At 61.8% G+C, this 23,521-nt stretch carries 19 protein-coding genes; 5 read left to right on the top strand and 14 right to left on the bottom strand.

Annotated elements, in window-relative coordinates; translation table 11 throughout:
* The 3 genes from ACJ8MK_RS23385 to ACJ8MK_RS23375 all read right to left on the bottom strand — a co-directional run.
* A partial coding sequence (locus ACJ8MK_RS23385) for an amino acid adenylation domain-containing protein (protein ID WP_442518087.1) occupies positions 1-5,841 on the bottom strand: 5,841 nt, incomplete at its 3' end.
* A gap of 612 nt (positions 5,842-6,453) precedes the next feature.
* Positions 6,454-7,143, bottom strand: coding sequence for an LrgB family protein (locus ACJ8MK_RS23380; protein WP_033649720.1), 690 nt, complete (start codon positions 7,141-7,143; stop codon positions 6,454-6,456).
* Positions 7,136-7,558, bottom strand: coding sequence for a CidA/LrgA family protein (locus tag ACJ8MK_RS23375; protein ID WP_004936830.1), 423 nt, complete (start codon positions 7,556-7,558; stop codon positions 7,136-7,138). The genes ACJ8MK_RS23380 and ACJ8MK_RS23375 overlap by 8 nt, the downstream gene beginning before the upstream one ends.
* Before the next feature lie 140 nt (positions 7,559-7,698).
* On the opposite strand from ACJ8MK_RS23375, the gene ACJ8MK_RS23370 reads away from it, so the two are divergent.
* Positions 7,699-8,586, top strand: coding sequence for a LysR family transcriptional regulator (locus tag ACJ8MK_RS23370; RefSeq protein WP_025304429.1), 888 nt, complete (start codon positions 7,699-7,701; stop codon positions 8,584-8,586).
* 76 nt (positions 8,587-8,662) lie between these two features.
* Here ACJ8MK_RS23370 and ACJ8MK_RS23365 read toward each other — a convergent pair whose 3' ends face one another.
* The 5 genes from ACJ8MK_RS23365 to ACJ8MK_RS23345 form a co-directional block, all read right to left on the bottom strand.
* Entirely contained in the window at positions 8,663-10,312 is a 1,650-nt protein-coding gene (locus ACJ8MK_RS23365) for a Na+/H+ antiporter (RefSeq protein WP_033636184.1), read from the bottom strand.
* A 196-nt stretch (positions 10,313-10,508) separates the two neighbouring features.
* On the bottom strand, positions 10,509-11,870 hold the full coding sequence (locus tag ACJ8MK_RS23360) for an NCS2 family permease (RefSeq protein WP_033636185.1): 1,362 nt from the start codon (positions 11,868-11,870) through the stop codon (positions 10,509-10,511).
* A gap of 332 nt (positions 11,871-12,202) precedes the next feature.
* Complete coding sequence (locus ACJ8MK_RS23355; protein ID WP_060439609.1) at positions 12,203-12,610, bottom strand: VOC family protein; 408 nt, start codon at positions 12,608-12,610, stop codon at positions 12,203-12,205.
* Between the two features lie 47 nt (positions 12,611-12,657).
* A complete protein-coding gene (locus ACJ8MK_RS23350; RefSeq protein ID WP_033649718.1) occupies positions 12,658-13,326 on the bottom strand; it encodes a glutathione S-transferase family protein in 669 nt (222 codons plus the stop codon).
* Positions 13,323-13,766, bottom strand: coding sequence for a lipocalin-like domain-containing protein (locus ACJ8MK_RS23345; protein ID WP_033636188.1), 444 nt, complete (start codon positions 13,764-13,766; stop codon positions 13,323-13,325). The genes ACJ8MK_RS23350 and ACJ8MK_RS23345 overlap by 4 nt, the downstream gene beginning before the upstream one ends.
* Positions 13,767-13,962: 196 nt before the next feature.
* On the opposite strand from ACJ8MK_RS23345, the gene bhsA reads away from it, so the two are divergent.
* Positions 13,963-14,223: a multiple stress resistance protein BhsA gene (bhsA, locus tag ACJ8MK_RS23340; protein ID WP_033636189.1), complete on the top strand. Its 261-nt coding sequence runs from the start codon at positions 13,963-13,965 to the stop codon at positions 14,221-14,223.
* 149 nt (positions 14,224-14,372) lie between these two features.
* Positions 14,373-15,122, top strand: coding sequence for a 3-oxoacyl-ACP reductase family protein (locus tag ACJ8MK_RS23335; RefSeq protein ID WP_033649717.1), 750 nt, complete (start codon positions 14,373-14,375; stop codon positions 15,120-15,122).
* A gap of 62 nt (positions 15,123-15,184) precedes the next feature.
* Here ACJ8MK_RS23335 and ssb1 read toward each other — a convergent pair whose 3' ends face one another.
* Positions 15,185-15,718 carry a single-stranded DNA-binding protein SSB1 gene (ssb1, locus tag ACJ8MK_RS23330; RefSeq protein WP_033654707.1) on the bottom strand — a complete coding sequence of 178 codons (534 nt, stop codon included), beginning with the start codon at positions 15,716-15,718 and terminating at the stop codon, positions 15,185-15,187.
* Positions 15,719-15,996: 278 nt separating this feature from the next.
* Here ssb1 and uvrA point away from each other — a divergent pair, with 278 nt between their 5' ends.
* Both uvrA and ACJ8MK_RS23320 read left to right on the top strand, forming a co-directional pair.
* Complete coding sequence (uvrA, locus tag ACJ8MK_RS23325; RefSeq protein ID WP_060423768.1) at positions 15,997-18,825, top strand: excinuclease ABC subunit UvrA; 2,829 nt, start codon at positions 15,997-15,999, stop codon at positions 18,823-18,825.
* A gap of 228 nt (positions 18,826-19,053) precedes the next feature.
* Positions 19,054-20,106: an NAD(P)-dependent alcohol dehydrogenase gene (locus ACJ8MK_RS23320; protein WP_060423771.1), complete on the top strand. Its 1,053-nt coding sequence runs from the start codon at positions 19,054-19,056 to the stop codon at positions 20,104-20,106.
* 30 nt (positions 20,107-20,136) lie between these two features.
* On the opposite strand, the gene maa is transcribed toward ACJ8MK_RS23320, so the two are convergent.
* From maa to ACJ8MK_RS23295, 5 genes are all read right to left on the bottom strand, one after another.
* Positions 20,137-20,694: a maltose O-acetyltransferase gene (gene maa, locus ACJ8MK_RS23315; RefSeq protein ID WP_041036886.1), complete on the bottom strand. Its 558-nt coding sequence runs from the start codon at positions 20,692-20,694 to the stop codon at positions 20,137-20,139.
* A gap of 149 nt (positions 20,695-20,843) precedes the next feature.
* Entirely contained in the window at positions 20,844-21,197 is a 354-nt protein-coding gene (locus tag ACJ8MK_RS23310; RefSeq protein ID WP_019453210.1) for an MmcQ/YjbR family DNA-binding protein, read from the bottom strand.
* Positions 21,198-21,201: 4 nt separating this feature from the next.
* Complete coding sequence (locus ACJ8MK_RS23305) at positions 21,202-21,618, bottom strand: secondary thiamine-phosphate synthase enzyme YjbQ (protein ID WP_004936779.1); 417 nt, start codon at positions 21,616-21,618, stop codon at positions 21,202-21,204.
* Positions 21,619-21,743: 125 nt separating this feature from the next.
* Positions 21,744-22,937, bottom strand: coding sequence for an amino acid aminotransferase (locus ACJ8MK_RS23300; RefSeq protein ID WP_049195296.1), 1,194 nt, complete (start codon positions 22,935-22,937; stop codon positions 21,744-21,746).
* Positions 22,938-23,023: 86 nt separating this feature from the next.
* Entirely contained in the window at positions 23,024-23,491 is a 468-nt protein-coding gene (locus ACJ8MK_RS23295) for an Lrp/AsnC family transcriptional regulator (RefSeq protein ID WP_004936775.1), read from the bottom strand.
* Positions 23,492-23,521: the final 30 nt, after the last annotated feature.

The following is a 23,521-nucleotide window of genomic DNA, read 5'->3' as shown; positions in this document are numbered from 1 at the left end:
CGCCACCCGGCTGTCCGGGCCGACGCCGCGCGCTATCAGCGCGTGCGCCAGCCGGTTGGCGCGGGCGTTCAGCTGGGCGTAGCTCAGGCTTTCCGCGCCGCTCACCAGCGCGGTGGCGTTCGGCGTGCGGCGCACCTGCTGCTCGAACAGCGCCGCCAGCGTCTGATCCAGCGGGTAGTCACGCTCGGTGCGGTTCCAGCCATGCAGCAGATGCTCCCGTTCGGCGAGCGGCAACAAATCGATATGGGATACTGACCGTGGGCTATTCAGCGTCATCGCCCGCAGCGCCTGTACCAGGTAAACGCCGTAGCGTTCGGCGGTGGCGCGATCGAACAATGCCGTGGCGAAGTTCAGCGTACCGCTGATGCCTTCGCCGGTATCGGCCAGATCGAGCGTCAGATCAAACTTCGCCGCGCTGTATTCCAGCCCGGCCAGCTCGGCCTGCAGCCCAGGCAGCGGAATATCGCGCACCGAGCCGTCCTGCCAGGCCAGCATCACCTGGAACAGCGGGGTATAGCCCAGATGACGCGGCGGATTGACCAGCTCCACCACCTGCTCGAACGGCAGATCGCGATTTTCCTGCGCCGTCAGCACCGTGTGGCGGATCCGCGCGATCAGCGTCGGCAGATCCGGATCGTCGCGAAGATCGATGCGCAGCGCCAGCGTGCTGACGAAGAAGCCGACCAGCGATTCGGTTTCCAGCCGGCCACGGTTGGCCTCCGGCGTGCCGATCACCAGCTCCTGCTGCCCGGCCATGCGCGCCAGCACCAGGCTCCAGGCCGCCAGCACCGTCATGAACAGCGTGCCGCCATGCTGCCGGCTGAACTGCCGCAGCGCCTGCGTCAACTCGGCGTCGATCGCGATCGGCACCTCCCCGCCGCTGAAAGACTGCACCGTCGGACGCGGCCGGTCAGTCGGCAGCGTCAGCAGCGCCGGCGCACCGATCAGCGTTTCGCGCCAGTATTGCGCCTGCGCCGCCAACCGCTCCGGCGTCAGATAGCGACGCTGCCAGGCGGCATAATCCGGGTATTGCAGCGTCAGCGGCGGCAGCGGATCGGCATCGCCGCGACGCAATGCGCCGTACAACGCCCCCAGTTCACGCAGCAGAATGCCGGTCGACCAACCGTCGGAGACGATGTGATGACAGGTGAGCAGGAACAGGTGCTCCTCATCCGCCAGGCGGATCAGCGCGGCGCGCACCAGCGGCCCCTGCGTCAAATCAAACGGTTGAGTGGCCGCCTGACGGCACAGCGTGTCGGCTTGCGCGGGGTGACGTCGCAGATCGTGGAACGCAAGCGGCAGCCCGTTTGCCGGCAAAATCTGCACCTGTGGCCGATCTTCCCGGGTGATGAACCGGCTACGCAGCGATTCGTGACGCGCATAGAGCGCATCCAGACTATGTTGCAGCGCCTGCCGGTCCAACCGGCCGTGCAGCCGCAGCGCCAGAGGGATATGGTAGGTTTCGCTCATCCCTTCCAACTGGGTCAGGAACCACAGGCGTTGCTGGGCGAACGACAGGGGCAATTCGCCGTCGCGCGCCACCGGCAGTATCGGCTGCGGTTCCTGAGCCGGCGCAACTTCCAGCGCCTGCGCCAGCACGTGCAGTACCGGGCTGGCGAACAGCGCCTGCAACGGTAACTGCCATCCGGCCTGTTGCACGCGGTTAGCCAGGCGCACCGCCATCAGCGAATGCCCGCCCAGTTCGAAGAAGTGGTCATAGCGACCGACGCGCTCTACGCCCAGCAGCTCGCGCCAGATAGCCGCCAGCAGGTTTTCCGCCTCGCCCTGCGGCGGCGCATAGGCTTCACGCACATAGGCGTCGACCTGCGGCACCGGCAGAGCCCGCTTGTCCAATTTGCCGTTGCCGGTCAGCGGCAACGCCTCCAGCCAAACGTAAGCCACCGGCACCATATAATCCGGCAGCCGCGCCTGCAGATGCTGACGCAGCCCGGTCGCCAGCGTAGCGCGTTCGGCTTCCGGTGCCGGAACCACCCACGCCACCAGTCGCTTGCCCCCGTCGCCATCGTCAATCGCGTCCACGGCTACGCTGCGCACGCGCGGATCGGTACTCAGCTGAGCCTCCACCTCGCCGCATTCGATGCGGAAACCGCGGATTTTTACCTGCTGGTCATTGCGCCCCAGGTATTCGATATCGCCACCCGGCAGATAGCGCGCCAGATCGCCGGTACGATACATGCGCGCACCCGGCGCCCGGTTGAAAGGATCATCGAGAAAACGTTCCGCCGTCAATTCGGGCCGGTTCAGGTAACCCCGCGCCACTCCTTCGCCGCCGACGTACAGTTCGCCGATCGCCCCCATCGGCACCGGTTCGCCGTCGGCGCCCAGCAGATACAAGCGCAAATCCGGGATGCGGCTGCCGATCGGACTGGTGGTGATCGCCGTATCCTGCGCCGACAGCGGCCGATAAGTCACATGCACCGTGGTCTCGGTGATACCGTACATGTTGATCAACCGTGTCTGCCGGTTCTCTGGACGAGCAAACCACGGCGCAAGATCGCAAGGCTTCAGCATTTCGCCACCGAACACGATCTCGCGTAGCTGCTGGCGCGCTTCGCTGTGCGCCTGAGCCTGGATAAAGGCTTTGAAGGCACTCGGCGTCTGGTTCAATACCGTGATGCCGCTGCGGCAGACGAAATGATAAAAATCCGGCGCCGAGCGGGCGATCGCCTGCGGTACGATGAACAGCTGGCCGCCATACAGCCAGGCGCCCCAGATCTCCCAGACCGAGAAGTCGAAGGCGAATGAGTGGAACAGGCACCACCTGTCGGCGGCGCTGAAGTTGAACCAGGCGTTCGTCGCGCTGAACAACCGCGCGACCTGCCGGTGCTCCACCATCACCCCTTTGGGTTTGCCGGTCGAGCCGGAGGTATAAATCACATATGCCAGGTGCGCCGGGCGCACCCCGACGTCCTGCAGATCGTCGCTTTCTCCCCTCAGTGGCTGTTCCAGCGCCAGCACCGGCACCTCGCAGTCACCCAGCGCTTGTCGGCCGAGCTCATCCGCCAACAGCAGCACCGGCGCTGAGTCCGCCAGGATGTACTGTAGCCGCTCGCCGCTATAGGCGGGATCCAGCGGCACATAGGCGCCGCCGGCTTTGAGGATCCCCAGCAGCCCGACCAGCATCGGCAGCCCGCGCCCGGCACACAGCGCCACCAGGCTGTCCGGCTGCACGCCAAGCTGTACCAGCCGATGGGCCCAACGGTTCGCCTGGGTATTCAATTCCGCGTAGGTCAGGCTGTCATCACCATACGTCACCGCGATCGCCTCCGGCGTCCGTTTAACCTGTGCTTCGAACAACCGGTGCAGACAGGCCGTCGGCGAATGTGAAGCGACGGTGTGGTTGAGGCCCTGCAGCAACTGCGCGCGTTCTTCCTCGGAAACCAGACTGAGTTCGCCGACGGTGCGACGATGAGAACCCGCCCTCACCGCGTCGTTGAGCAGCATCAGCAGATGTTGCGTCGCCCGCAACATCTGCTCGTCAGCCACGGAGGCGGCGTCGTAGACCCAACGGAAAGCGCCGTCAGCCTTGCAGATTTGCAATACCGCGCGCGAGCCGGAAGCCATGATGGCGGCAACCCCCTCGTCTTCAGGCTGCAAGCCCTGCGCCGAGCGTCGGCTGACGATCGATACCGCCGTCGGCCAAGTCTGAGACGCTCGCAGGTCCGCATCGCGCGTCAGCAACGCGGGATGATAATCGGCATGAGCGCGCAGCTGGCTATATTCCTGTTCCAGCGCGGCCAACGCCTGCTGGAAATTGCCGGTGTGATCAACAGAGACCTGCAGCGGCAGCACGCGCGCGCTCAGGTGAGCCCAACGCCCCCAATTCCGATCGTCCGGGGTGATCCACCCCAGCTGAAAATCGGTTTCATTGCACATGCGCGCCAGATAAAGGGTTGCTGCCGCCAGCACCTGCTCGCCGGCAATTTTTTCCAGGCGCTGCCAGGCCGTCGCCTGCCAGCGTGCGGGAAGATCCGCCTGGCGGCCAGGCCCCGGCGGGAACGGCGCCGGATAATAACGCGTCAGGCGCGGTTGCCAAAAAGCGGCGCTATCGGCGCTGGCGCCATACGCCGCGCCTAACAGCGAGGCTTCGGCAGCGTTAATCGTCGGCAAGACCGAGCCGACAGACAGGCCGCAGGCCAGCGCCAGCGCATCACCTGGCTGAGCCGAGCCGTCGGCGCGCAAGAACGGCCCGACGCGCACCACGCCGGGGTTCGCGGCAATTACCCAGCCGTCGGCCTCGACGTGCAGCAGGGTACCGGGTTCGGCCTGCCGCTCATCGCTCACCGCCTGCAGCGCCGTCACGCCCAACACGCGCTCCGCCAACAGCATCTTCGCCGCGCATCCCGCGCCATGGCTCAGCGAACTCACCAGGCGCTGCAGCGCCTCAGCAGGGCGATCCCAACGAATGATGCCGCCGGCAGGCGGTTGCCGACGGTTGGTGTAAAAGCTGCCGCCGGCCTCGGCATCCGCCAGCGCCGCCACTTGCCGATCCAACGCCTCGATCGTCCCCGCCGTTGATGCGTTCAGCGCCCGTAAAATAAACTGGAAACGGCGCTGCAAAACATCCAGATCGCCTAATGAATTTGCATAATCGGCGTCAGAAAAAGTGACGTCCAGCTCATTCGCCTGCTGGTCTTCATACAGCATAATCTGTAGATCGCCGGACGGAATATTCCCGCCATAATACCAACGGGTGCGGCATCCCCAGAAAGGATCGCCGTGGTCGAAAGAAACAATGTTAATTGAAGGGCCAAACCAGGCGGAATCCGTCGCGCCATTGTCACGCCGAATGTCCTCCCCACGATATAATTGATGACGAACCACTTTTGCTATTTCGGCTGCGACCTTTTGGATAAATTCGGCCAGACTCAGCTGGGGTTCAACCTTGATAATCAAAGGGACAACGTTAGAGGTCATACCAATACTGTTTCGTTCTCTCGTTCCGGTCACCGGCATGCTGAAATTAAGATATTCACTGCCGGTCAGGCTGTAGAAACATAATGCTACGGCGGCGGCCAATATATGTGCGCGGTGTACGCCGATATTGTCAGCTTGTTGCTGCAGCTGATCCAATGCCTCTTTTTCCAGCAGCTGCGTATTGCGGTTCATCGCGGCATCCGGGGTCAATATGGCTCTACGCGACAAACTCTGCGGCGCAGCGGCAGTATATTCCCGCCAAAAAGCCTGATCGGAAGAAAAGCGTGAGGAGTCGCGGTATTTGATGTCGTTTTCATAAAGCAGAGAGAAATTGCAGTTGGCGAATTCAGGGATGACGCCGCCGGACGCCAGCGCGTTATAGTAAGCCGCGATGCGCCGCATCACTTCCTCGGCACTGCGGCCGTCGGTGATCATATGGTGGAAACGCCGATAGAGGACATAGCGCTGCGGAGCGAGCGTAATCACATAAAAACTAAAAGGTTCCTCTCCCGTGGCGCGGCGCGGCAGCGCCGCATCCGCCACCATCCAGCGTCTGGCCGCCTGCAGGGGATCGGGTTCCTTACTGAGATCGAGTGTGAACAGCGGCTCATGTGTGCGTGGCGCGCGGTATTGATAAAGCTCACCGTCTTTTTCCACAAAATGCGCTTGCAGAGCCGGCGTTTCTTCGACGATAGCATCGATGGCTTGCCGCAGCAGCTTAACGTCGAGAGGCCCGTCAACCTGCCCATAGCCCCAGATATTGAACGACAACTCTTTGGAAATATTTTCCCCCAGCCAGAGTTCACGCTGGGCGATAGTCATTTCATGCAGTTCGACTTTCTCCGCCGCGGCCTGAGCACCCGTACGGAGTTCCCCACTCTTCACATCAGTTTGTTTGTTCATAATATTCTCTAGCACGTTTTCATTACGTTAATGAAAGGGACCGTCCGGATTTAGGCAAAGCCTGGCCGTCCGACAGTTCAGGTCAGAATAAAAAAACCGTAGAAAAGTTGGGTCTCCCCCCAACTAAGAAAGGATGAAATGGTTAATCCAGAGGTTCCCCCTGTGCCTCAATTCGTTGAGCTGTGAAGTATAGGAGAGGATATTTTTTTTGGCGAAATGTGCGAAAGGGAATAAATGACCATTTTATTTCCCCGATATTACTCAGGAATGACGAGCGTATTCCGCTTGTATTAATCTGAGATAATTAGAGAGGAACTCATATTCTTTTGTATTATTCACCTCAGTTAATGTGCAGCAATGCTTACGATAAGAGGCTCTCGATATCAATAAGTTATACTTTATTGTTTTTATGATAATAATTTATTATTTAATTAATTCATTAGCATTTAAAATGAACGGCAATTTTGCTCGCGGCGCATCTATCGTTTTTTGTTATAACGATGGGAAAAATTATGCTGAAAAATTTCTTCGTTTTTTCGGGCGTCAATCAACGGCATCGTTCCCAATGCCAGACAACGTAAAACGGGGCGGCAGAGCCCGCCCCGAGAGGTCTTACCACATCAGCCGACCGATCAGCGGCGCGGCCACCACCGTGATAATGCCGGCCAACATCATCACCAGACTCGACACCACGCCCTCCTGCGGCCCCAGTTCATAAGCGCGGGCGGTGCCGGCACCGTGCGACGAGGCGCCAAATCCGGCCCCCTTCGCCAGGCGGCTGCGCACCGCCAGCCGCAGAAACAGAATGTCGCCCACCGCCATGCCGAACACCCCGGTGATCACCACGAACAGCGCCACCAGATCCGGCTGCCCGCCCATCTGTTTGGCGGCCTCCAGCGCGAACGGCGTGGTGATCGAACGCACCGCCAGGCTGCGCTGCACCTCTTCCGGCAGCGTCAGCAGGCGCGCCAGCCACACCGAGCTATACACCGCCACCAGCACCGCCGTCGTTACGCCGGCGGCCAGCGACAGCCAGTGGCGGCGGATGATATGCAGGTTCTCGTACACCGGCACCGCGAAGGCGATGGTCGCCGGCCCCAGCAGCCACAGCAGCCAGTGGGTTTCGCCGATATAGTCCTGATAGGAGATGTGGGTGACCACCAGCAGCAGCACCAGGATCATCGGCGTCAGCACCAGCGGCATCAGCAGTAACGTGCGGCGGCGGCGGTACAGTTTCTTGTTGGCGAAGTAGAGCGCCAGCGTCGCCAGAAAGCAGGCCAGGCTGAGGATAAAATCATTCATGGCGCTGCTTCCGCCGCTGCAGCCAAATCTCCAGCCGATACACCCTGTCCACCACCAGCCCGGTGGCGCCCAGCGTCAGCATGGTGCTGACCGCGATCACCAGAAAGATCTTCCAGCCCTCGACCATCAGCAGTTGGGCGTAGTTGACCACCGCCACCACCGCCGGCACGAAGAACAGCAGCATTTCCGCCAGCAGCCAGCGGGAACCGGCCTTGACCCAGCTCAGCGGCAGAATGCGCAGCAGGATCAGCGCCAGCAGCATCAGCATGCCGACGATATTGGCGGGGAGCGGCAGGTGGAATTGTTGCACCAGGCGATCGGCGATCAGGAACAGCGCCGCATACAACGCCACCTGAATCGGCACCTGCAAACGGGTCAGCAGGGAGGGGGCAACGCGGCGTAACGCCAGAGACATGAAAGATGACCTCAAACAATAAATTGACGGCCTACAGTATACGCAGCCGGGAAACCACGCCTGAAATGAATTAAAATTATCGACATCATGCCGGCCGGGAATAGTTTCCCGCCGGTAGCGCCCTCAAGGAGGCCCCTAACGTGGATGTCCGCACCCTGCGCTACTTCGTTGAAGTGGTGCGCCAGCAAAGTTTCACCCGCGCCGCAGAAAAACTGTTCGTCACCCAGCCCACCATCAGCAAGATGCTGCGGCATCTGGAAGAGGAGCTGGAATGCACGCTGCTGATCCGCGAAGGCCGCAAGCTGCGCCTGACCGACAGCGGCCAGGCGGTGTATCAGCGCGGCCTGACGATCCTCGACGAATTCCGCCAGCTGGAGGCGGAGCTGGAAGACATCAGCTCGGTGAAAAAAGGCGTGCTGCGGCTGGGTATTCCGCCGATGGTGGGCAGGCAGATCGCCGATCTGATCCGCCGCTTTCGCCAGACCTACCCCGGCATCGAATTGAAAATTTCCGAGCTGGGCGGGCTGTCGGTCGAACAGGCGGTGATGTCCGGCGAACTGGATCTGGCGATGACGGTGCTGCCCTTCGATTCGGAACAGCCGCTGACCTTTCTGCCGCTGCTGGGCCACCCGATGTGCGTGGTGGCGCCGCGCACGCCGCAGTGGCTCAACCGCACCCGCATCAATATCGCCGAATTGGCCGACAGCCCGATCCTGATTTATAACGAAGACTTTGCGCTGTACAAGATGCTGATGAAGGCGTTTCGCCAGGCCGGTTTTGAACCGCAAATCGCGGTGCGCAGCGGCCAATGGGATTTCCTCGCCTCGATGGTGCAGGCCGGCGTGGGCATCGCCATGCTGCCGGAGCCGGTCTGCCGCTGGCTGGACAAGGAAAACCTGGTCTGGCTGCCGCTGGAGCCACGCATGGAGTGGAAAATCGGGCTGATCTGGCGCCAGGGCAGCTACCTGTCGCACAGCGCACAGGCCTGGATCGCCTGCTGCCGCGACTACTGGCCGCCGCTCAAGTAGCCAAAAAACAAGGGCCGCACAGGCGGCCCTTCAGGACAGAAATAGAGAGGAAAAACGTTAATTCCTCGTCTGAGGTTTAGCCTTCGCGCTCGATCAGCAGCGCTTCGAGCAAGTCGAGATCGTGCAGCAGTTTTTGCAGCGTCTCGTTGCTGATTTTCTGCGTGGCGCGCAGGTGGTACAGCTCGCCGCGCTCGGCGCGCAGCGCCGTCAGGCGGAAACGCCGCTCGAGGTTTTCCATCGCCAGCGCATTCTCGATGTCGTCTTTCGAGGCGATACGCCGCCGCAGCATGCCCGTCACCCGCGAGCTGACCTCTTTCAACACCTGCGGATCGAGGTTCTCTTCGGTATCGGCAACCAGGCGCTCTTCCATTTTATTCACGCTCTCGATCGCCACTTCGGCCGCCATGGCGATCGCCATGCGTTCTTCCTGCTTGCTGGCGCTCTTGTCGGCCACCTGCACGCCGCGCAGCAGCAGCGGCAATGCCAGCACGCCGACGATCAACGACAGCAGGATCACCCCGGCGGCGATAAACACCAGCTGATAGCGCGCCGGGAAGGCGGTGCCGTCGCTCAGCAACAGCGGTATCGACAGCACACCGGCCAGGGTAATCGCCCCGCGCACCCCGGCGAACGACGCCACCCACAGCTCACGCGTGCTGTAGTCGCCGAACTGCAGCGGGCGCTTTTTCATAAAGCGGTTGCTGGCCTTCTTCATTACCCACAGCCAGGTGAAACGCAGCACCAGCAGCGCGGCGTAGATGGTGGCCACGTCGGCGAACAGGTACCAGGTCTGGATGGTCGGATCCAGCTCCGCCTGCAGGATGGAGGTCTCAAGAATGCCCGGCAGCTGCAGGCCCAACATGATGAATACCATGCCGTTGAACACGAATTCCAGCATCGCCCACACGCTGTTGGCGCGCAGGCGCATCGCCAACGGCGCGTTGCGGATCACGCCGGACTGGCTGATGGTCATCCCCGCCGCTACCGCCGCCAGGATGCCGGAAACGCCGATATGTTCGGCGATCAGGTAAGAAGCGAACGGCAGCAGCAGCAGGAACACGATCTGGGTCGCCGGATCGTCGCCGCTCCAGCGGCTCATCACCCGCAGCGATTTACTGTAGGTCCAGGTGACCGCCACGCCAGCCAGCAGGCCGCCGATCGCCACTTTGAGAAACTCGAGGGTTGCGCCGCCCACGGTGAACACCATGGTGCCCATCGCCACCGCGATGGCGAACTTGAGCGACACCAGGCCGGAGGCGTCGTTCATCAGCGCCTCGCCTTCGAGCACGCCCATGATCGGCTTGGGAATGCGCCCTTTGCCGACGATGCCGGACAATGCCACGGCATCGGTCGGCGACAGCACCGCCGCCAGCGCGAAGGCCGCCACCAGCGGAATGCCCGGCACCATGGCGTAGATCAGATAGCCGACACCGACCACGGTGATCAGCACCAGCACCAGCGCCAGGCCGAGAATTTCACGCCCGTGGTGCAGGAATTCGCGCGTCGGCGTTTTCCAGCCGTCGGCGAACAGCAGCGGCGGGATGAACAGCACCAGGAACAGTTCGGGATCAAAGTCGACGTGCAGCCCGAAATGCGGCCAGGCCAACAGGGCCCCGATGGCGATTTGCATCAGCGGCAGCGGCACCTGGAACGGCAACATGCGCGTCACCACCCCGGACAGGGAGACCACCAGGATCAAAATGAGGATTGTAAAAAAGATTTCCATGCTTTCCTTAGACTCTACGATTCAGACGACATCGGCTCAGGGCCTGCGTTGGTTCCGATAGTAGATCACTTTTTTTACAGCCGTTAAAGCTTGTTGTGCCTTTCAAAACGCGGTGCAGAGCAGAAGAAGACTTATCTTAAGAAGGGAATTGCCGTGACAGCTTCCCTCGCCCGCCGGGCGAGGGAAACCCGAGGGCTTAGATCGCCCAGCCGCCGGCGTAGAACGCCACCAGCGCCACGGCGATCAGCACGGTGCCGATGTTCAGCTTGCGCCATTCGCCGGAGAAGATGCGGCCGATGACCAGCGAGCTGAAGCCCAGCATGATGCCGGTAACGATGTTGCAGGTCAGCACGATGAACACCGCGCACAGCAGGCCGGCCATCGCGTCGACGAAGTCGTTGAAGTCCAGCTTGGTGACGTTGCTCAGCATCAGCAGGCCGACGTACATCAGCGCCGGTGCGGTGGCATAGACCGGCACCAGATAGGCCAGCGGCGACAGGAACAGGATCAGCAGGAACAGAATGCCGACCACGGTGGCGGTCAGGCCGGTCTTGCCGCCCGCGGCGGTGCCGGCGGCGGATTCGATGTAGACCGCGGCGGGCGCGGCGCCCACCAGGCCGGAGAAGATGCTGCTCAGGGAATCCGAGGTCAGCGCCTTGCCGCCGTTGATGATCTGCCCGTCTTTATCCAGCAGGTTGGCCTGCCCGGCCACCGCGCGGATGGTGCCGGTGGCGTCGAACACCGCGGTCATCACCAACGCCAGCACGCTCGGCAACACCACCGGCTGCAACGCGCCCATGATATCCAGGCTGAAGATCAACGACTTGCCGTCCGCGTCCGCCAGGCTCGGCATGGCGAACAGCCCCTGGTATTTCACCGCCGGGTCGAAGATCAGGCCGATGATGGAAATGGCGATGATCACCAGCAAAATGCCGCCGGGCACGCGCAGTTTTTCCAGGCCGAAGATCACCGCCAGGCCGACCAGCGTCATTACCACCGGGAAGGAGGTGAACGCGCCGAGCGCCACCGGCAGGCCATCCAGCGGATTCTTCACCACCAGGCCGACGCCGTTGGCGGCGATCAGCAGCAGGAACAGACCGATACCGATGCCGGTGCCGTGCGCCACGCCCATCGGCAGGTTGCGCAGGATCCAGGCGCGGATACCGGTGACCGAGATGACGGTAAACAGTACGCCCATCAGGAACACCGCGCCCAGCGCCACCGGAATGCTGATGTGCTGGCCCAGCACCAGGCTGAAGGCGGTGAAGGCGGTCAACGAGATCGCACAGCCGATGGCCATCGGCAGGTTAGCCCACAGCCCCATCAGCAGCGAGCCCAGCCCGGCCACCAGGCAGGTGGAGACAAACACCGCCGCCGGCGGGAAGCCCGCTTTGCCCAGCATGCTCGGCACCACGATCACCGAGTACACCATCGCCAGGAAGGTGGTCAGCCCCGCCACCACCTCCTGGCGCACGCTGCTGCCGCGCGCGGAAATTTTAAAATAGCCATCAAGCCCGCCGGTTGGTTTTGCGGCGTGGTTCGCTTGAGAGTTCGACATAGGTTACTTCCCCTGTGTTTCATGAATCGGCCCGTCGCAGCAGGCCTGTAATCTCGCCCGCGCCCGATCGTCACGTAATCGTTTACGTCACGTTCCGCATCCGTGCCCCTCCGTCGCAGCGCCAACGGCGATGCGCACCAAGGCAAACGTTTAACTCGCAGCGCGCGGTACGGGTGATTTATGGTGGTTTATTCAAGGCAAACGATTATCCTGCCTTCCCTAGCGTCTAATCAACTAAAGATCGCGGCAATTTATGCAGAAAGCGGCGGAAATGGCGCCTGCACGATAAAACCGGGGCGACGAGCGCCCCGGCGAATTCCGTCACGGCGGGGTTATTGCGCCTGCACAGCCGCGGGATCCATATACATCAATTCCCAGATATGGCCGTCCAGATCCTGAAAACCGTGGCCGTACATCACGCCGTAGTCCCGCGGCGGGTGGTAGGTGTTGCCGCCGCCGGCGACCGCCTTGCGCACCAGTTCGTCCACCGCCGCCCGGCTGGGCTGCGACAGGCACACCAGCACTTCGGTGGCCTGTTTGGCGTCGCCGATCGGGTTCGGGGTAAACACCCTGAATTTGTCATGGGTCAGCAGCATCACGTAAATCGTGTCGCTGACCACCATGCACGCGGCGGTGTCATCGGTAAATTGCGGGTTGAAAGTGAAACCCAGGCGGGTGAAAAACGCCATCGAGGCGGGCAGATCGCGTACGGGCAGGTTAACGAAGATTTGCGTAGCCATGGGCTACCTCCGATGAAGAATGACCCCATCGAGTATAGCCCATCCGGTTAACTCAGCAGGTCGTAAGGGCCGCCCTGCTCCAACGCCCGCTGGTAGGCGGGCCGGGCGTGAATGCGCTGCAGAAAGCCGCGCAGTTTCGGGCAATCATCCAACGCGCCGCGCGCCGCCATCGCCTCCAGCGGGAAGCTCATCTGTATGTCCGCCGCGCTGAAGTCGTTGCCGACGAACCAGCTGCCCTTGTTCAGGTGCTGCTCGAGATACTCGCAGTGCGGCGCGATCTGCTTGTCGAGATATTCGCGCTGCACGCCCTTGCCGATCGCGCCGGCCACCGGCCGCAGCAGCCAGGGGATCGGCGGCTGGCCGAGGCGGCTGAACACCAGTTTCATCACCAACAGCGGCATCAGCGATCCTTCGGCGTAGTGCAGCCAGTAGCGGTATTGCTGGCGCGCGTGGAAGTCGGTCGGCATGAACATCCCTTGCGCGTCATAGGCTTCCTGCAGGTATTCGATGATGGCGCCGGATTCCGCCAGCGTCAGATCGCCGTCGACGATCACCGGTGATTTGCCCAGCGGGTGGATCTTTTTCAGCGCCGCCGGCGCCAGCATGGTCTGCGGATCGCGTTCGTAGCGTTGCACCTGATAGGGCACGCCCAGCTCTTCCAGAAACCACAGAATGCGCTGCGAGCGCGAATGATTGAGATGATGAACAATGATCATAAAGAAGCTCCTGTCCGCTGCCACACCAGTTCGCCCACCTGCACGCCGTTGCCGAGCTGCAAGGGCACCGTGCGCAACGTCAGCCGATCGCCGCTGAAAGCGTAAAAACGCACCTGACGGCTACCTACCCAGTTGGGGAACGAGCAGCCTTCGACCTGATGCACCACCCGCTGCTCGCTTTCCTCCACCTGATAGCGGCCGAAGTAGCAAATCATATTGATGAAGGCGGCGCGGATCTCCCGCTCGGATCCCTGCGCCAAATCGTCGGCGGCGAAACGCGGCCGCACGGCGCTGTACAGCTGCGCCGCCATCGTGCCGTTGGCCTCATAGTGGATACGCCCCAGCACCTGCTCGCCCAGCGGGTAATTCAGCTCGCCGTCCTGGTTCTCAAATGCCGAGGACACCAGCGCCCAGCTGCCGATAAATGCGTTTACCGTCATTACGCTTCTCCGGTTAAGGATCGTCTGTAAAGGGTAGTGGCGATTTTTACCGCGCGCCAGCGGATGAAAAAACAATCAGTTTATTTGACAGAGATACTCAAAACTCTCCGATTTTTTATTCCTGCCTGCCGCACTACTATTTAATACATCGAGAGACAACGGGCTCTCATCCAATCAATACGCTGAGGAATACATCATGAAAAACGTCAAAATTTTTGCTACCGCTGCGCTGCTGGCTACCGCTTCTTTCGCTACCTTCGCCGCTGACCTGCCGTCCAGCCAACCCGCTGCAGACGCCCAGAAAATCGGCGTAGTCTCCGTTAGCGGCGCCAGCAACCTGAGCGCGCTGGAAAGCGAACTGGCCAGCAAAGCCGCTGCGTCGGGCGCCAGCTCATACCGCATCGTCGCCGCCGGCGGCCAGAACAAACTGTACGGCACCGCAGAAATCTTCAACTGATCGTCGAACAGCCAACCGACGGAAGAAAGAAGCCCCGCAAGGGGCTTTTCTCGTTGTGGGCAGGCAAAGCTCTTTGTGAACAGTGGCCGCCAGACATTTCACCGATACTGGGAATAACGCCTTACCCTCACCCACTTTGGAGAAATAACATGACCACAGCACAACCTCTGCATGGCAAAGTCGCGTTCGTCCAGGGCGGCTCACGCGGCATCGGCGCCGCCATCGTGAAACGGTTGGCGAGCGAAGGGGCCGCGGTCGCCTTTACCTACGCCGCCTCGGCCGATCGCGCCGAAGCGGTGGCAAGCGCCGTTACCGCCGCCGGCGGCAAAGCCCTCGCCATCAAGGCCGACAGCGCCGATGCGGCGGCGCTGCAGCAGGCGGTGCGCCAGGCGGTCAGCCAGTTCGGCAACTTGGATATTCTGGTGAACAATGCCGGGGTGTTTACGCTGGGCAGCACCGAGGAGCTGGCGCTGGACGATTTGGATCGCATGCTGGCGGTCAACGTGCGCAGCGTGTTCGTCGCCAGCCAGGAAGCGGCGCGCCACATGAACGACGGCGGCCGCATCATTCACATCGGCAGCACCAACGCCGAGCGCGTGCCGTTCGGCGGCGCGGCGGTGTATGCGATGAGCAAATCGGCGCTGGTCGGCCTGACCAAAGGCATGGCGCGCGATCTCGGCCCGCGCGGCATCACCGTCAATAACGTGCAGCCCGGCCCGGTAGACACCGAGATGAACCCGGACGCCGGTGAGTTCGCCGAGCAGCTCAAGCAGCTGATGGCGATCGGCCGCTACGGCAAAGATGAAGAGATCGCCGGCTTCGTCGCCTACCTCGCCGGCCCGCAGGCGGGTTATATCACCGGCGCCAGCCTGAGCATCGACGGAGGCTTCTCGGCGTAACCATCCCTGAAATGCAAAAAGCCCCGTGAAGGGGCTTTTTTTTGGCTGCAAACGGCCGGATATCAGAACGGGATATCGTCGTCGAAATCCATTGGCGGTTCGTTGCTGCTGGCCGCCGGAGCGCTGTTCTGCGCCGGGCGCGACTGCTGCTGGCCGCCGCTGAACTGGTTGCCGCCCTGTGGCTGCTGAGGCTGGCCCCAACCGCCCTGGCCGCCGGCAGATTGACCGGCCGGTGCGCCGCCGCCCTGACGGCCGCCCAGCATCTGCATGGTGCCGCCGACGTTAACCACGATCTCGGTGGTGTAGCGATCCTGGCCGCTCTGATCCTGCCATTTACGGGTCTGCAGGGAGCCTTCGATGTAGACCTGAGAGCCTTTACGCAGGTATTCGCCCGCCACTTCGGCCAGTTTGCCGAACAGCACGACGCGGTGCCACTCGGTCTTCTCTTTCTGTTCGCCGGTCGCCTTGTCACGCCAGCTTTCGGAGGTCGCCAGGGTAATGTTGGCCACTGCGCCGCCGTTCGGCATGTAACGGACTTCTGGATCCTGACCCAGATTCCCGACCAGAATTACTTTGTTTACGCCTCTGCTGGCCATGAGCACTTCTCCCGATGATTGATTTCTACACAGTATAAACGCGTCAGTTTACCACGCTGAGTGCGAAACCACACCCGTGTTGATAAGTGCGAATTGCATTCCAGAATTGTCTTTTCGATCGACCTTGTTTGCATTCGCATACTGGATATTCATTCAGGTTTTTTTGTGTCATAATTATGCGTTTCGACCTGGCTGTGCCGGTTTTTTGCGAGATCCATCACAAAATCCCCCGCAAAAATCGCGACAGGCGCGGTGTATCATCAAGACGGGAAGTGTAAATGGACAATATCGAAGTTCGTGGTGCTCGAACCCATAATCTGAAAAACATCAACCTGATTATCCCGCGTGACAAACTGATCGTCGTCACCGGCCTGTCCGGTTCCGGCAAGTCATCGCTGGCTTTCGATACGCTGTATGCCGAAGGGCAACGCCGCTACGTCGAATCGCTCTCCGCCTATGCGCGCCAGTTCCTGTCGCTGATGGAAAAACCGGACGTCGATCATATCGAGGGCCTGTCGCCGGCGATCTCCATCGAGCAGAAATCCACCTCGCACAACCCGCGATCCACGGTCGGCACCATCACCGAAATCCACGACTACCTGCGCCTGCTGTTCGCCCGCGTCGGCGAGCCGCGCTGCCCGGATCACCATGTGCCGCTGGCGGCGCAAACCGTCAGCCAGATGGTCGATAACGTGCTGAGCCAGCCGGAAGGCAAGCGCCTGATGCTGCTGGCGCCGGTGGTGAAAGACCGCAAGGGCGAACACACCAAAACGCTGGAAAACCTGGCCGCCCAGGGCTATATCCGCGCGCGCATCGACGGTGAAGTGTGCGATCTGTCCGATCCGCCGAAGCTGGAGCTGCAGAAGAAACACACCATCGAAGTGGTGGTCGACCGGTTCAAGGTGCGCGAGGACATGGCGCAGCGCTTGGCCGAATCGTTCGAAACCGCGCTGGAGCTGTCCGGCGGCACCGCGGTGGTGGCGGATATGGACGACGAGAAAGCGGACGAGCTGCTGTTCTCCGCCAACTTCGCCTGCCCGATCTGCGGCTACAGCATGCGCGAGCTGGAACCGCGCCTGTTTTCCTTCAACAACCCGGCTGGTGCCTGCCCGACCTGCGACGGCCTGGGCGTGCAGCAGTTCTTCGATCCGGATCGCGTGGTGCAAAACCCCGAGCTGTCGCTGGCCGGCGGCGCGATCCGCGGCTGGGATCGCCGCAACTTCTATTACTTCCAGATGCTGCGTTCGCTGGCGGAGCACTATGAGTTCGACGTCGAAGCGCCGTTCAACACCCTGAGCGCCGACGTGCAGAAGGCGGTGCTGAGCGGCTCCGGCAAAGAGTCGATCGAATTCAAATACATCAACGATCGCGGTGATACCACCGTGCGCCGTCATCCGTTCGAAGGCGTGCTGCACAACATGGAGCGCCGCTATAAAGAGACCGAATCCAGCGCGGTGCGCGAAGAATTGGCGAAGTTCATCAGCAACCGCCCTTGCGCCTCGTGCCACGGCACCCGCCTGCGCGAAGAAGCGCGCAACGTGTTCGTCGAAGATACCACGCTGCCGGAGATTTCCGATCTGAGCATCGGCCATGCGATGACCTTCTTCCAGAACATGAAGCTCAGCGGCCAACGCGCCAAGATCGCCGAAAAAGTGCTGAAAGAGATCGGCGATCGCCTGAAATTCCTGGTGAACGTCGGCCTGAACTACCTGTCGCTGTCCCGCTCGGCGGAGACGCTCTCCGGCGGCGAAGCGCAGCGTATTCGTTTGGCCAGCCAGATCGGCGCCGGCCTGGTGGGCGTGATGTACGTGCTGGACGAGCCGTCGATCGGCCTGCACCAACGCGACAACGAGCGCCTGCTGGAAACGCTGATCCACCTGCGCAACCTCGGCAATACGGTGATCGTGGTGGAGCATGACGAAGACGCCATCCGCGCCGCCGATCACGTGATCGACATCGGCCCCGGCGCCGGCGTGCACGGCGGCCAGGTGGTGGCGGAAGGCACCGTCGACGACATCATGGCGCAGCCGGACTCGCTGACCGGCCAGTTCCTCAGCGGCAAGCGCGAGATCGCCATTCCGGCGCAGCGCGTGCCGGCCGATCCGACCAAGGTGCTGAAGCTGAGCGGCGCGCGCGGCAACAACCTGAAGGACGTGACGCTGACGCTGCCGGTCGGTCTGTTTACCTGCATCACCGGCGTTTCCGGCTCCGGCAAATCGACGCTGATCAACGATACGCTGTTCCCGATCGCCCAGCGCCAGCTCAACGGCGCCACCATCGCCGAACCGGCGCCGTTCCGCGAAGTGACCGGCCTGGAACATTTCGACAAGGTGATCGACATCGATCAGAGCCCGATCGGCCGCACGCCGCGCTCCAACCCGGCCACCTATACCGGCATCTTCACCCCGGTGCGCGAGCTGTTCGCCGGCGTGCCGGAATCGCGCAGCCGCGGTTATACGCCGGGCCGTTTCAGCTTCAACGTCAAGGGCGGGCGCTGTGAAGCCTGCCAGGGCGACGGGGTGATCAAGGTCGAGATGCACTTCCTGCCGGACATCTACGTGCCGTGCGACCAATGCAAGGGCAAGCGCTATAACCGCGAAACGCTGGAAGTGAAGTACAAGGGCAAGAGCATCCACGAAGTGCTGGAGATGACCATCGAAGAAGCGCGCGAGTTCTTCGACGCGGTGCCGGCGCTGGCGCGCAAGCTGCAGACCCTGATGGATGTCGGGCTGTCCTACATCCGCCTCGGCCAGTCGGCCACCACGCTCTCCGGCGGTGAGGCGCAGCGCGTCAAGCTGGCGCGCGAGCTGTCGAAGCGCGGCACCGGCCAGACGCTGTATATCCTCGACGAACCGACCACCGGCCTGCACTTCGCCGATATCCAGCAGCTGTTGGCGGTGCTGCATCAGTTGCGCGATCAGGGCAACACCATCGTGGTCATCGAGCATAACCTGGACGTGATCAAGACCGCCGACTGGATCGTCGATCTGGGGCCGGAAGGCGGCAGCGGCGGCGGCGAGATCCTGGTGGCCGGCACGCCGGAAACCGTGGCCGAGTGTGAAAAATCGCACACCGCACGCTTCCTGAAACCGCTGTTGAAGCCGTAGTGCCGCCGGCGTGCGGGCCGTCGCTCAGGCGGCCCGCACGCCGGCCCGTTTCGCTGCAATCAAACAGAAACAGGCAAGATTTCGACATTTTCAGGCATTTCCCTCCGCGCTCACCGCTTTTATCATCAATGTTCCCTCGGCGGCCGCCCTGTCTGACTCAGGCCGCGTCTCACCGGCACTCGCTGCCGGCCAAGCGTTGTCCCCCATACATTGATAACTGGAGCGACCATGAACATTACCCATGCCTATGCCGCGCATGACGCGAAGTCTGCGCTGGTGCCTTTCGATTACCCACCGCGCGCCCTGCGCGAGCACGATGTGCAAATTCAGGTGTTGTTCTGCGGCGTGTGCCATTCGGATCTGCACCAGGCGCGCAATGAATGGAGCAATACCATTTACCCGGTGGTGCCGGGCCACGAAATCGTCGGCCGCGTTAGCGCCGTCGGTGGCCATGTCTCGCGTTACCGGGTCGGCGATCTGGTCGGCGTCGGGTGCATGGTAGATTCCTGCCGCAGCTGCCCGAGCTGCGATGAGGGGCTGGAGCAGTATTGCGAGAACGGCTTCACCGGCACCTATAACGGTCAGGACCGCCAGACCGGCGCCGTGACCTACGGCGGCTACTCCACCGATCTGGTGGTGGATCAGGACTTCGTGCTGCGCGTGCCGGAAAATCTCGATCCGGCCGGGGTCGCGCCGCTGCTGTGCGCCGGCATCACCACCTATTCGCCGCTGCGCCAGTGGGGCGCGGGGCCAGGCAAAAAAGTCGGCATCGTCGGGCTCGGCGGGCTGGGGCACATGGGCGTCAAACTGGCGCGGGCGATGGGCGCGCACGTGGTGCTGTTCACCACCTCGCCGTCGAAAATCGAAGACGCCAAGCGTCTTGGCGCGCATGAAGTGGTGATTTCGCGCAACCCGGAGGAGATGGCGCAGCACGTCAACAGCTTCGACTTCATCCTCAACACGGTAGCGGCCCAGCACGATCTGAATCCGTTCCTCAACCTGCTGCGCCGCGACGGCACCCTGACGCTGGTCGGCGCGCCGGAACACGATCACCCGTCGCCGCAGGTGTTCAATCTGATCATGAAGCGCCGCCGCATCGCCGGTTCGCTGATCGGCGGCATTGCGGAAACGCAAGAGATGCTGGACTTCTGCGGCCAACACGGCATCACGTCGGATATCGAGCTGATCCCGATGCAGCAGATTAATGAAGCCTATGAGCGCATGCTGAAAAGCGACGTGAAGTACCGCTTCGTGGTGGATATCGACTCGCTGCGGGTCTGATGACGGCGGGCGCCCAACGGCGCCCGTTTCTTATAGCTGCTTGATGATCCTGGCCGGGTTGCCGCCCACCACGCAATTGGCCGGCACGTCTTTGGTTACCACCGCACCGGAGGCAACGACCGCATTGTCGCCGATGGTCACCCCCGGATTGATCACCGCGCGCCCGCCGATCCACACGTTATCGCCAATCCTGACCGGTTTGCCGAACTCCGCCCCACCGACGCGGGTCTCGGCGTCCAGCGGATGGGTCGCGGTGTAGATATGCACGCCCGGCGCCAGCAGGCAGTTGTCGCCGATATGCACCTCGCACACGTCGAGGATCACGCAGTCGAAGTTGGCGTAGAAGTTCTTGCCCAGATAGATGTTATAGCCGTAGTCGCAGCGGAAGGTCGGCTCGATGGTGCCGCCCTGATAGCCGCCCAGCAACTCGCCCAGCCACTGTTTGCGCAGCTCGCCCTCTTCCGGCGAGGAGTGGTTATAGCGATGCGTCAGCTGGCGCGCGCGCCGACGTTCGCTGCGCAGCAGGTCATCGCCGGCGTCGTACAGTTCCCCGGCGATCATCTTGCGCTTTTCTTCGCTGATGGCCATGTCGGCCTCCTTATTTACCCGCGTTTCTTGAATGCCCAAGCGTAGCCGCTTTAGCCCGGCAACAGAAAGGGAACGTTCCCAACTTAAAACCGCGATCACGCTTTAACATGAAAAAGCAGGAGAAAACGGGCGGCGCCGCCGCCCGGCAATCAGGCGCGCAGTTCCTGGCGCACGTGTTCGGGTAGGCCTTCCACCACCAGCTGATAGGAGCTGTCGATCAGCGTGTAAAACTGCGAGTTCGGCAGGTTGCCGTCAAGAAACACCGTGTTCCAGTGCGCCTTGTTCAGGCCGTCGCAGGCGACGATCTCCGGATGGTGTTCACGCAGGCTTTCCGCCAGCTCCGGGCTGGACTTGACCGCCAGCGCCGGCCGCCCTTCGACCTCGCACACCATGGCGAACATCACGTCGCCCACCTTGATCTGGCTGGCCTGCCACTGGTTCTGGTCGCTTTGTTCCGCGCCCGGCTTCGCCATGCAGTACTCCAGCAATGCACTGTTATTCATTGGGTTATTCCCCCTGTAACGTGGCCACAATACGGCGTGCTCCGCCGTGGATGCGGTGCTCCCCCAGCCAGATGCCCTGCCATGTGCCCAACATCAGCCGCCCGTGCCTGACGGGCAGCGTCAAGGAAGCGCCCAGCAGCGAGGATTTGATGTGCGCCGGCATGTCGTCCGGCCCTTCGTAGTCATGCTGATAGGGTGCGTTTTCCGGCACCTGACGCAGGAAATGCTGCTCCATATCGGCTCGCACCGTGGGATCGCAGTTCTCGTTGAGCGTCAGCGAGGCCGAGGTATGCTGCAGCAACAGATGCAGCAGGCCGGTTTGCAGGCGGTGTAAGTGGGTTAACTGGTTGACGATTTCGTCGGTAACCAGATGAAAGCCACGCGCTTTTGCGCTGAGGATTAGCGTTTGCTGATGCCACATGAGTGAGCGCCCCTCAATCAGTATATTCTCTCTCCGGTTTGCGGCAACTTCGGCGGCGCGCCGGCAATAAAAAAGGAGCGATATCGCTATCGCTCCCGATGAACGTCCGTTCAGACTAACAGGCGTTACTGCACCGCGGCAAACGCCTCGGCCACCTGACGCACGTTGTTGTGGTTCAGGCCGGCCACGCACATGCGGCCGCTGTGGATCAGGTAGACGCCGAACTCTTCACGCAGGCGATCGACCTGCGCCGCGCTGAAGCCGGTGTAGCTGAACATGCCGCGCTGCGCCAGCAGGTAATCGAAGTTGCGCTGCGGTAGCGCGCTCTTCAGGGTGTCCACCAGCGCGTGGCGCATCTCGAGAATGCGGGTGCGCATGCTCTCCACTTCGTCCAGCCACTGGGTTTTCAGCTGGGCGTCGTTCAGCACCTTGGCCACCAGCTGCGCGCCGAAGTTCGGCGGGCTCGAGTAGTTGCGGCGCACGGTGGCCTTCAGCTGGCCCAGCACGCGCCCGGCCGCCTCTTCGCTTTCGCACACCACCGACAGGCCGCCGACGCGCTCGCCGTACAGCGAGAAGATCTTCGAGAACGAGTTGCTCACCAGGCACGGCAGGCCGGCCGCCGCGATGGCGCGAATGGCGTAGGCATCCTGCTCCATGCCGCCGCCGAAGCCCTGATAGGCGATGTCGAGGAACGGAATGATTTCACGCTCGGCGATCACCTTAACCACCTCATCCCACTGGGCAGGGGTCAGGTCGGAACCGGTCGGGTTGTGGCAGCACGGGTGCAGCAGCGCGATGCTGTGCTTCGGCAGCTGTTTCAGCGCAGCGAGCATGGCGTCAAACTTCACGCCCAGGCTTTCGCTGTCGAAATACGGGTAGGTATTCACCTTGAAACCGGCGCCGCTGAAGATGGCGACGTGGTTTTCCCAGGTGGGATCGCTGACCCACACCTGCGAATCCGGGAAGTAGCTTTTCAGGAAGTCGGCGCCCACTTTCAGCGCGCCGGAACCGCCGACGGTCTGAATGGTGGCGATGCGCCCCTGCTGCAGCATCGGGTGCTGCGCGCCGAACAGCAGCTGCTGGATGGCGGAACGGTAGGGTTGCAGCCCTTCCATCGGCAGGTATACCGAGGCGCCGTGCTCGACGCTGTTCAACTGCGCTTGCGCCGCGGCGACCGCCCGCATCTGCGGGATGATGCCCTGCGCATCGTAGTACAGGCCGATACTCAGGTTCACCTTGTGCGCGCGCGGGTCTTGTTTGAATTTTTCCATCAGCGACAGAATGGGATCGCCGGCATAGGCGTCAACGTTCTGGAACACGGGGGTTTTCTCCTGGTTTATTTATTGTGGTTTGGGCACAGCGTTACGTTCCTAATATAGACGGAAAACCGCATTCGGTTTTAGCTTTATCTCGCCACCGGCAACAAACCGTTTTCCTTGATGCGATTGAGCACCACCGCCGTTTTGATATGCGCCACGCTTTTGTGCGGCGACAGCGTCTGGCTGATGAACTCGCTCAGCGCCGGCAGGTCCGCCACCGCCACTTTCAGCAGGTAATCGGCGTCGCCGGTGGTCTTGTAAGCGTCGAGGATCGCGTCCACCTCCTCCAGCATCTGATGAAAGCTGTCGATCTGCTCCTGCGCGTGCGTGATCAGGCTAACTTCGATCAGCCCTACCAGCCCCAGGCCGACCGCCTCCGGCGCCAGCCGCGCGTGGTAGCCGCGGATCAGCTGCGCCTGCTCCAGGCTGATGCGCCGCCGCGAACATTGGGAGGCGGAGAGCCCGACCAGCTCGCTCAGTTCCTGATTGGTCAGACGGCCGTTGGCCTGTAACAGCGTCAGGATTTTCATATCAAAATCGTCAATGTTGTACATAGCCACCTGTAAACTGTGTTAATAAATGTT

The organism is Serratia sp. CY38905 (assembly GCF_052168875.1).
Classification (GTDB): domain Bacteria; phylum Pseudomonadota; class Gammaproteobacteria; order Enterobacterales; family Enterobacteriaceae; genus Serratia; species Serratia sarumanii.
Note: the sequence above shows the minus strand (reverse complement) of the source record. Positions and strands in the feature narration are given on the sequence as shown.

Bases quoted from the DNA above. Each gene is read 5' to 3' on its own strand.
- ACJ8MK_RS23295 (WP_004936775.1), bottom strand. From the start codon at position 23,491: ATGTACAACATTGACGATTTTGATATGAAAATCCTGACGCTGTTACAG.
- ACJ8MK_RS23380 (WP_033649720.1), bottom strand. From the start codon at position 7,143: ATGAATGATTTTATCCTCAGCCTGGCCTGCTTTCTGGCGACGCTGGCG.
- ACJ8MK_RS23355 (WP_060439609.1), bottom strand. From the start codon at position 12,610: ATGGCTACGCAAATCTTCGTTAACCTGCCCGTACGCGATCTGCCCGCC.
- ACJ8MK_RS23320 (WP_060423771.1), top strand. From the start codon at position 19,054: ATGAACATTACCCATGCCTATGCCGCGCATGACGCGAAGTCTGCGCTG.
- bhsA (WP_033636189.1), top strand. From the start codon at position 13,963: ATGAAAAACGTCAAAATTTTTGCTACCGCTGCGCTGCTGGCTACCGCT.
- ACJ8MK_RS23350 (WP_033649718.1), bottom strand. From the start codon at position 13,326: ATGATCATTGTTCATCATCTCAATCATTCGCGCTCGCAGCGCATTCTG.
- ACJ8MK_RS23335 (WP_033649717.1), top strand. From the start codon at position 14,373: ATGACCACAGCACAACCTCTGCATGGCAAAGTCGCGTTCGTCCAGGGC.
- ACJ8MK_RS23310 (WP_019453210.1), bottom strand. From the start codon at position 21,197: ATGAATAACAGTGCATTGCTGGAGTACTGCATGGCGAAGCCGGGCGCG.
- ACJ8MK_RS23375 (WP_004936830.1), bottom strand. From the start codon at position 7,558: ATGTCTCTGGCGTTACGCCGCGTTGCCCCCTCCCTGCTGACCCGTTTG.
- ssb1 (WP_033654707.1), bottom strand. From the start codon at position 15,718: ATGGCCAGCAGAGGCGTAAACAAAGTAATTCTGGTCGGGAATCTGGGT.
- uvrA (WP_060423768.1), top strand. From the start codon at position 15,997: ATGGACAATATCGAAGTTCGTGGTGCTCGAACCCATAATCTGAAAAAC.
- ACJ8MK_RS23360 (WP_033636185.1), bottom strand. From the start codon at position 11,870: ATGTCGAACTCTCAAGCGAACCACGCCGCAAAACCAACCGGCGGGCTT.
- maa (WP_041036886.1), bottom strand. From the start codon at position 20,694: ATGGCCATCAGCGAAGAAAAGCGCAAGATGATCGCCGGGGAACTGTAC.
- ACJ8MK_RS23365 (WP_033636184.1), bottom strand. From the start codon at position 10,312: ATGGAAATCTTTTTTACAATCCTCATTTTGATCCTGGTGGTCTCCCTG.
- ACJ8MK_RS23345 (WP_033636188.1), bottom strand. From the start codon at position 13,766: ATGACGGTAAACGCATTTATCGGCAGCTGGGCGCTGGTGTCCTCGGCA.
- ACJ8MK_RS23305 (WP_004936779.1), bottom strand. From the start codon at position 21,618: ATGTGGCATCAGCAAACGCTAATCCTCAGCGCAAAAGCGCGTGGCTTT.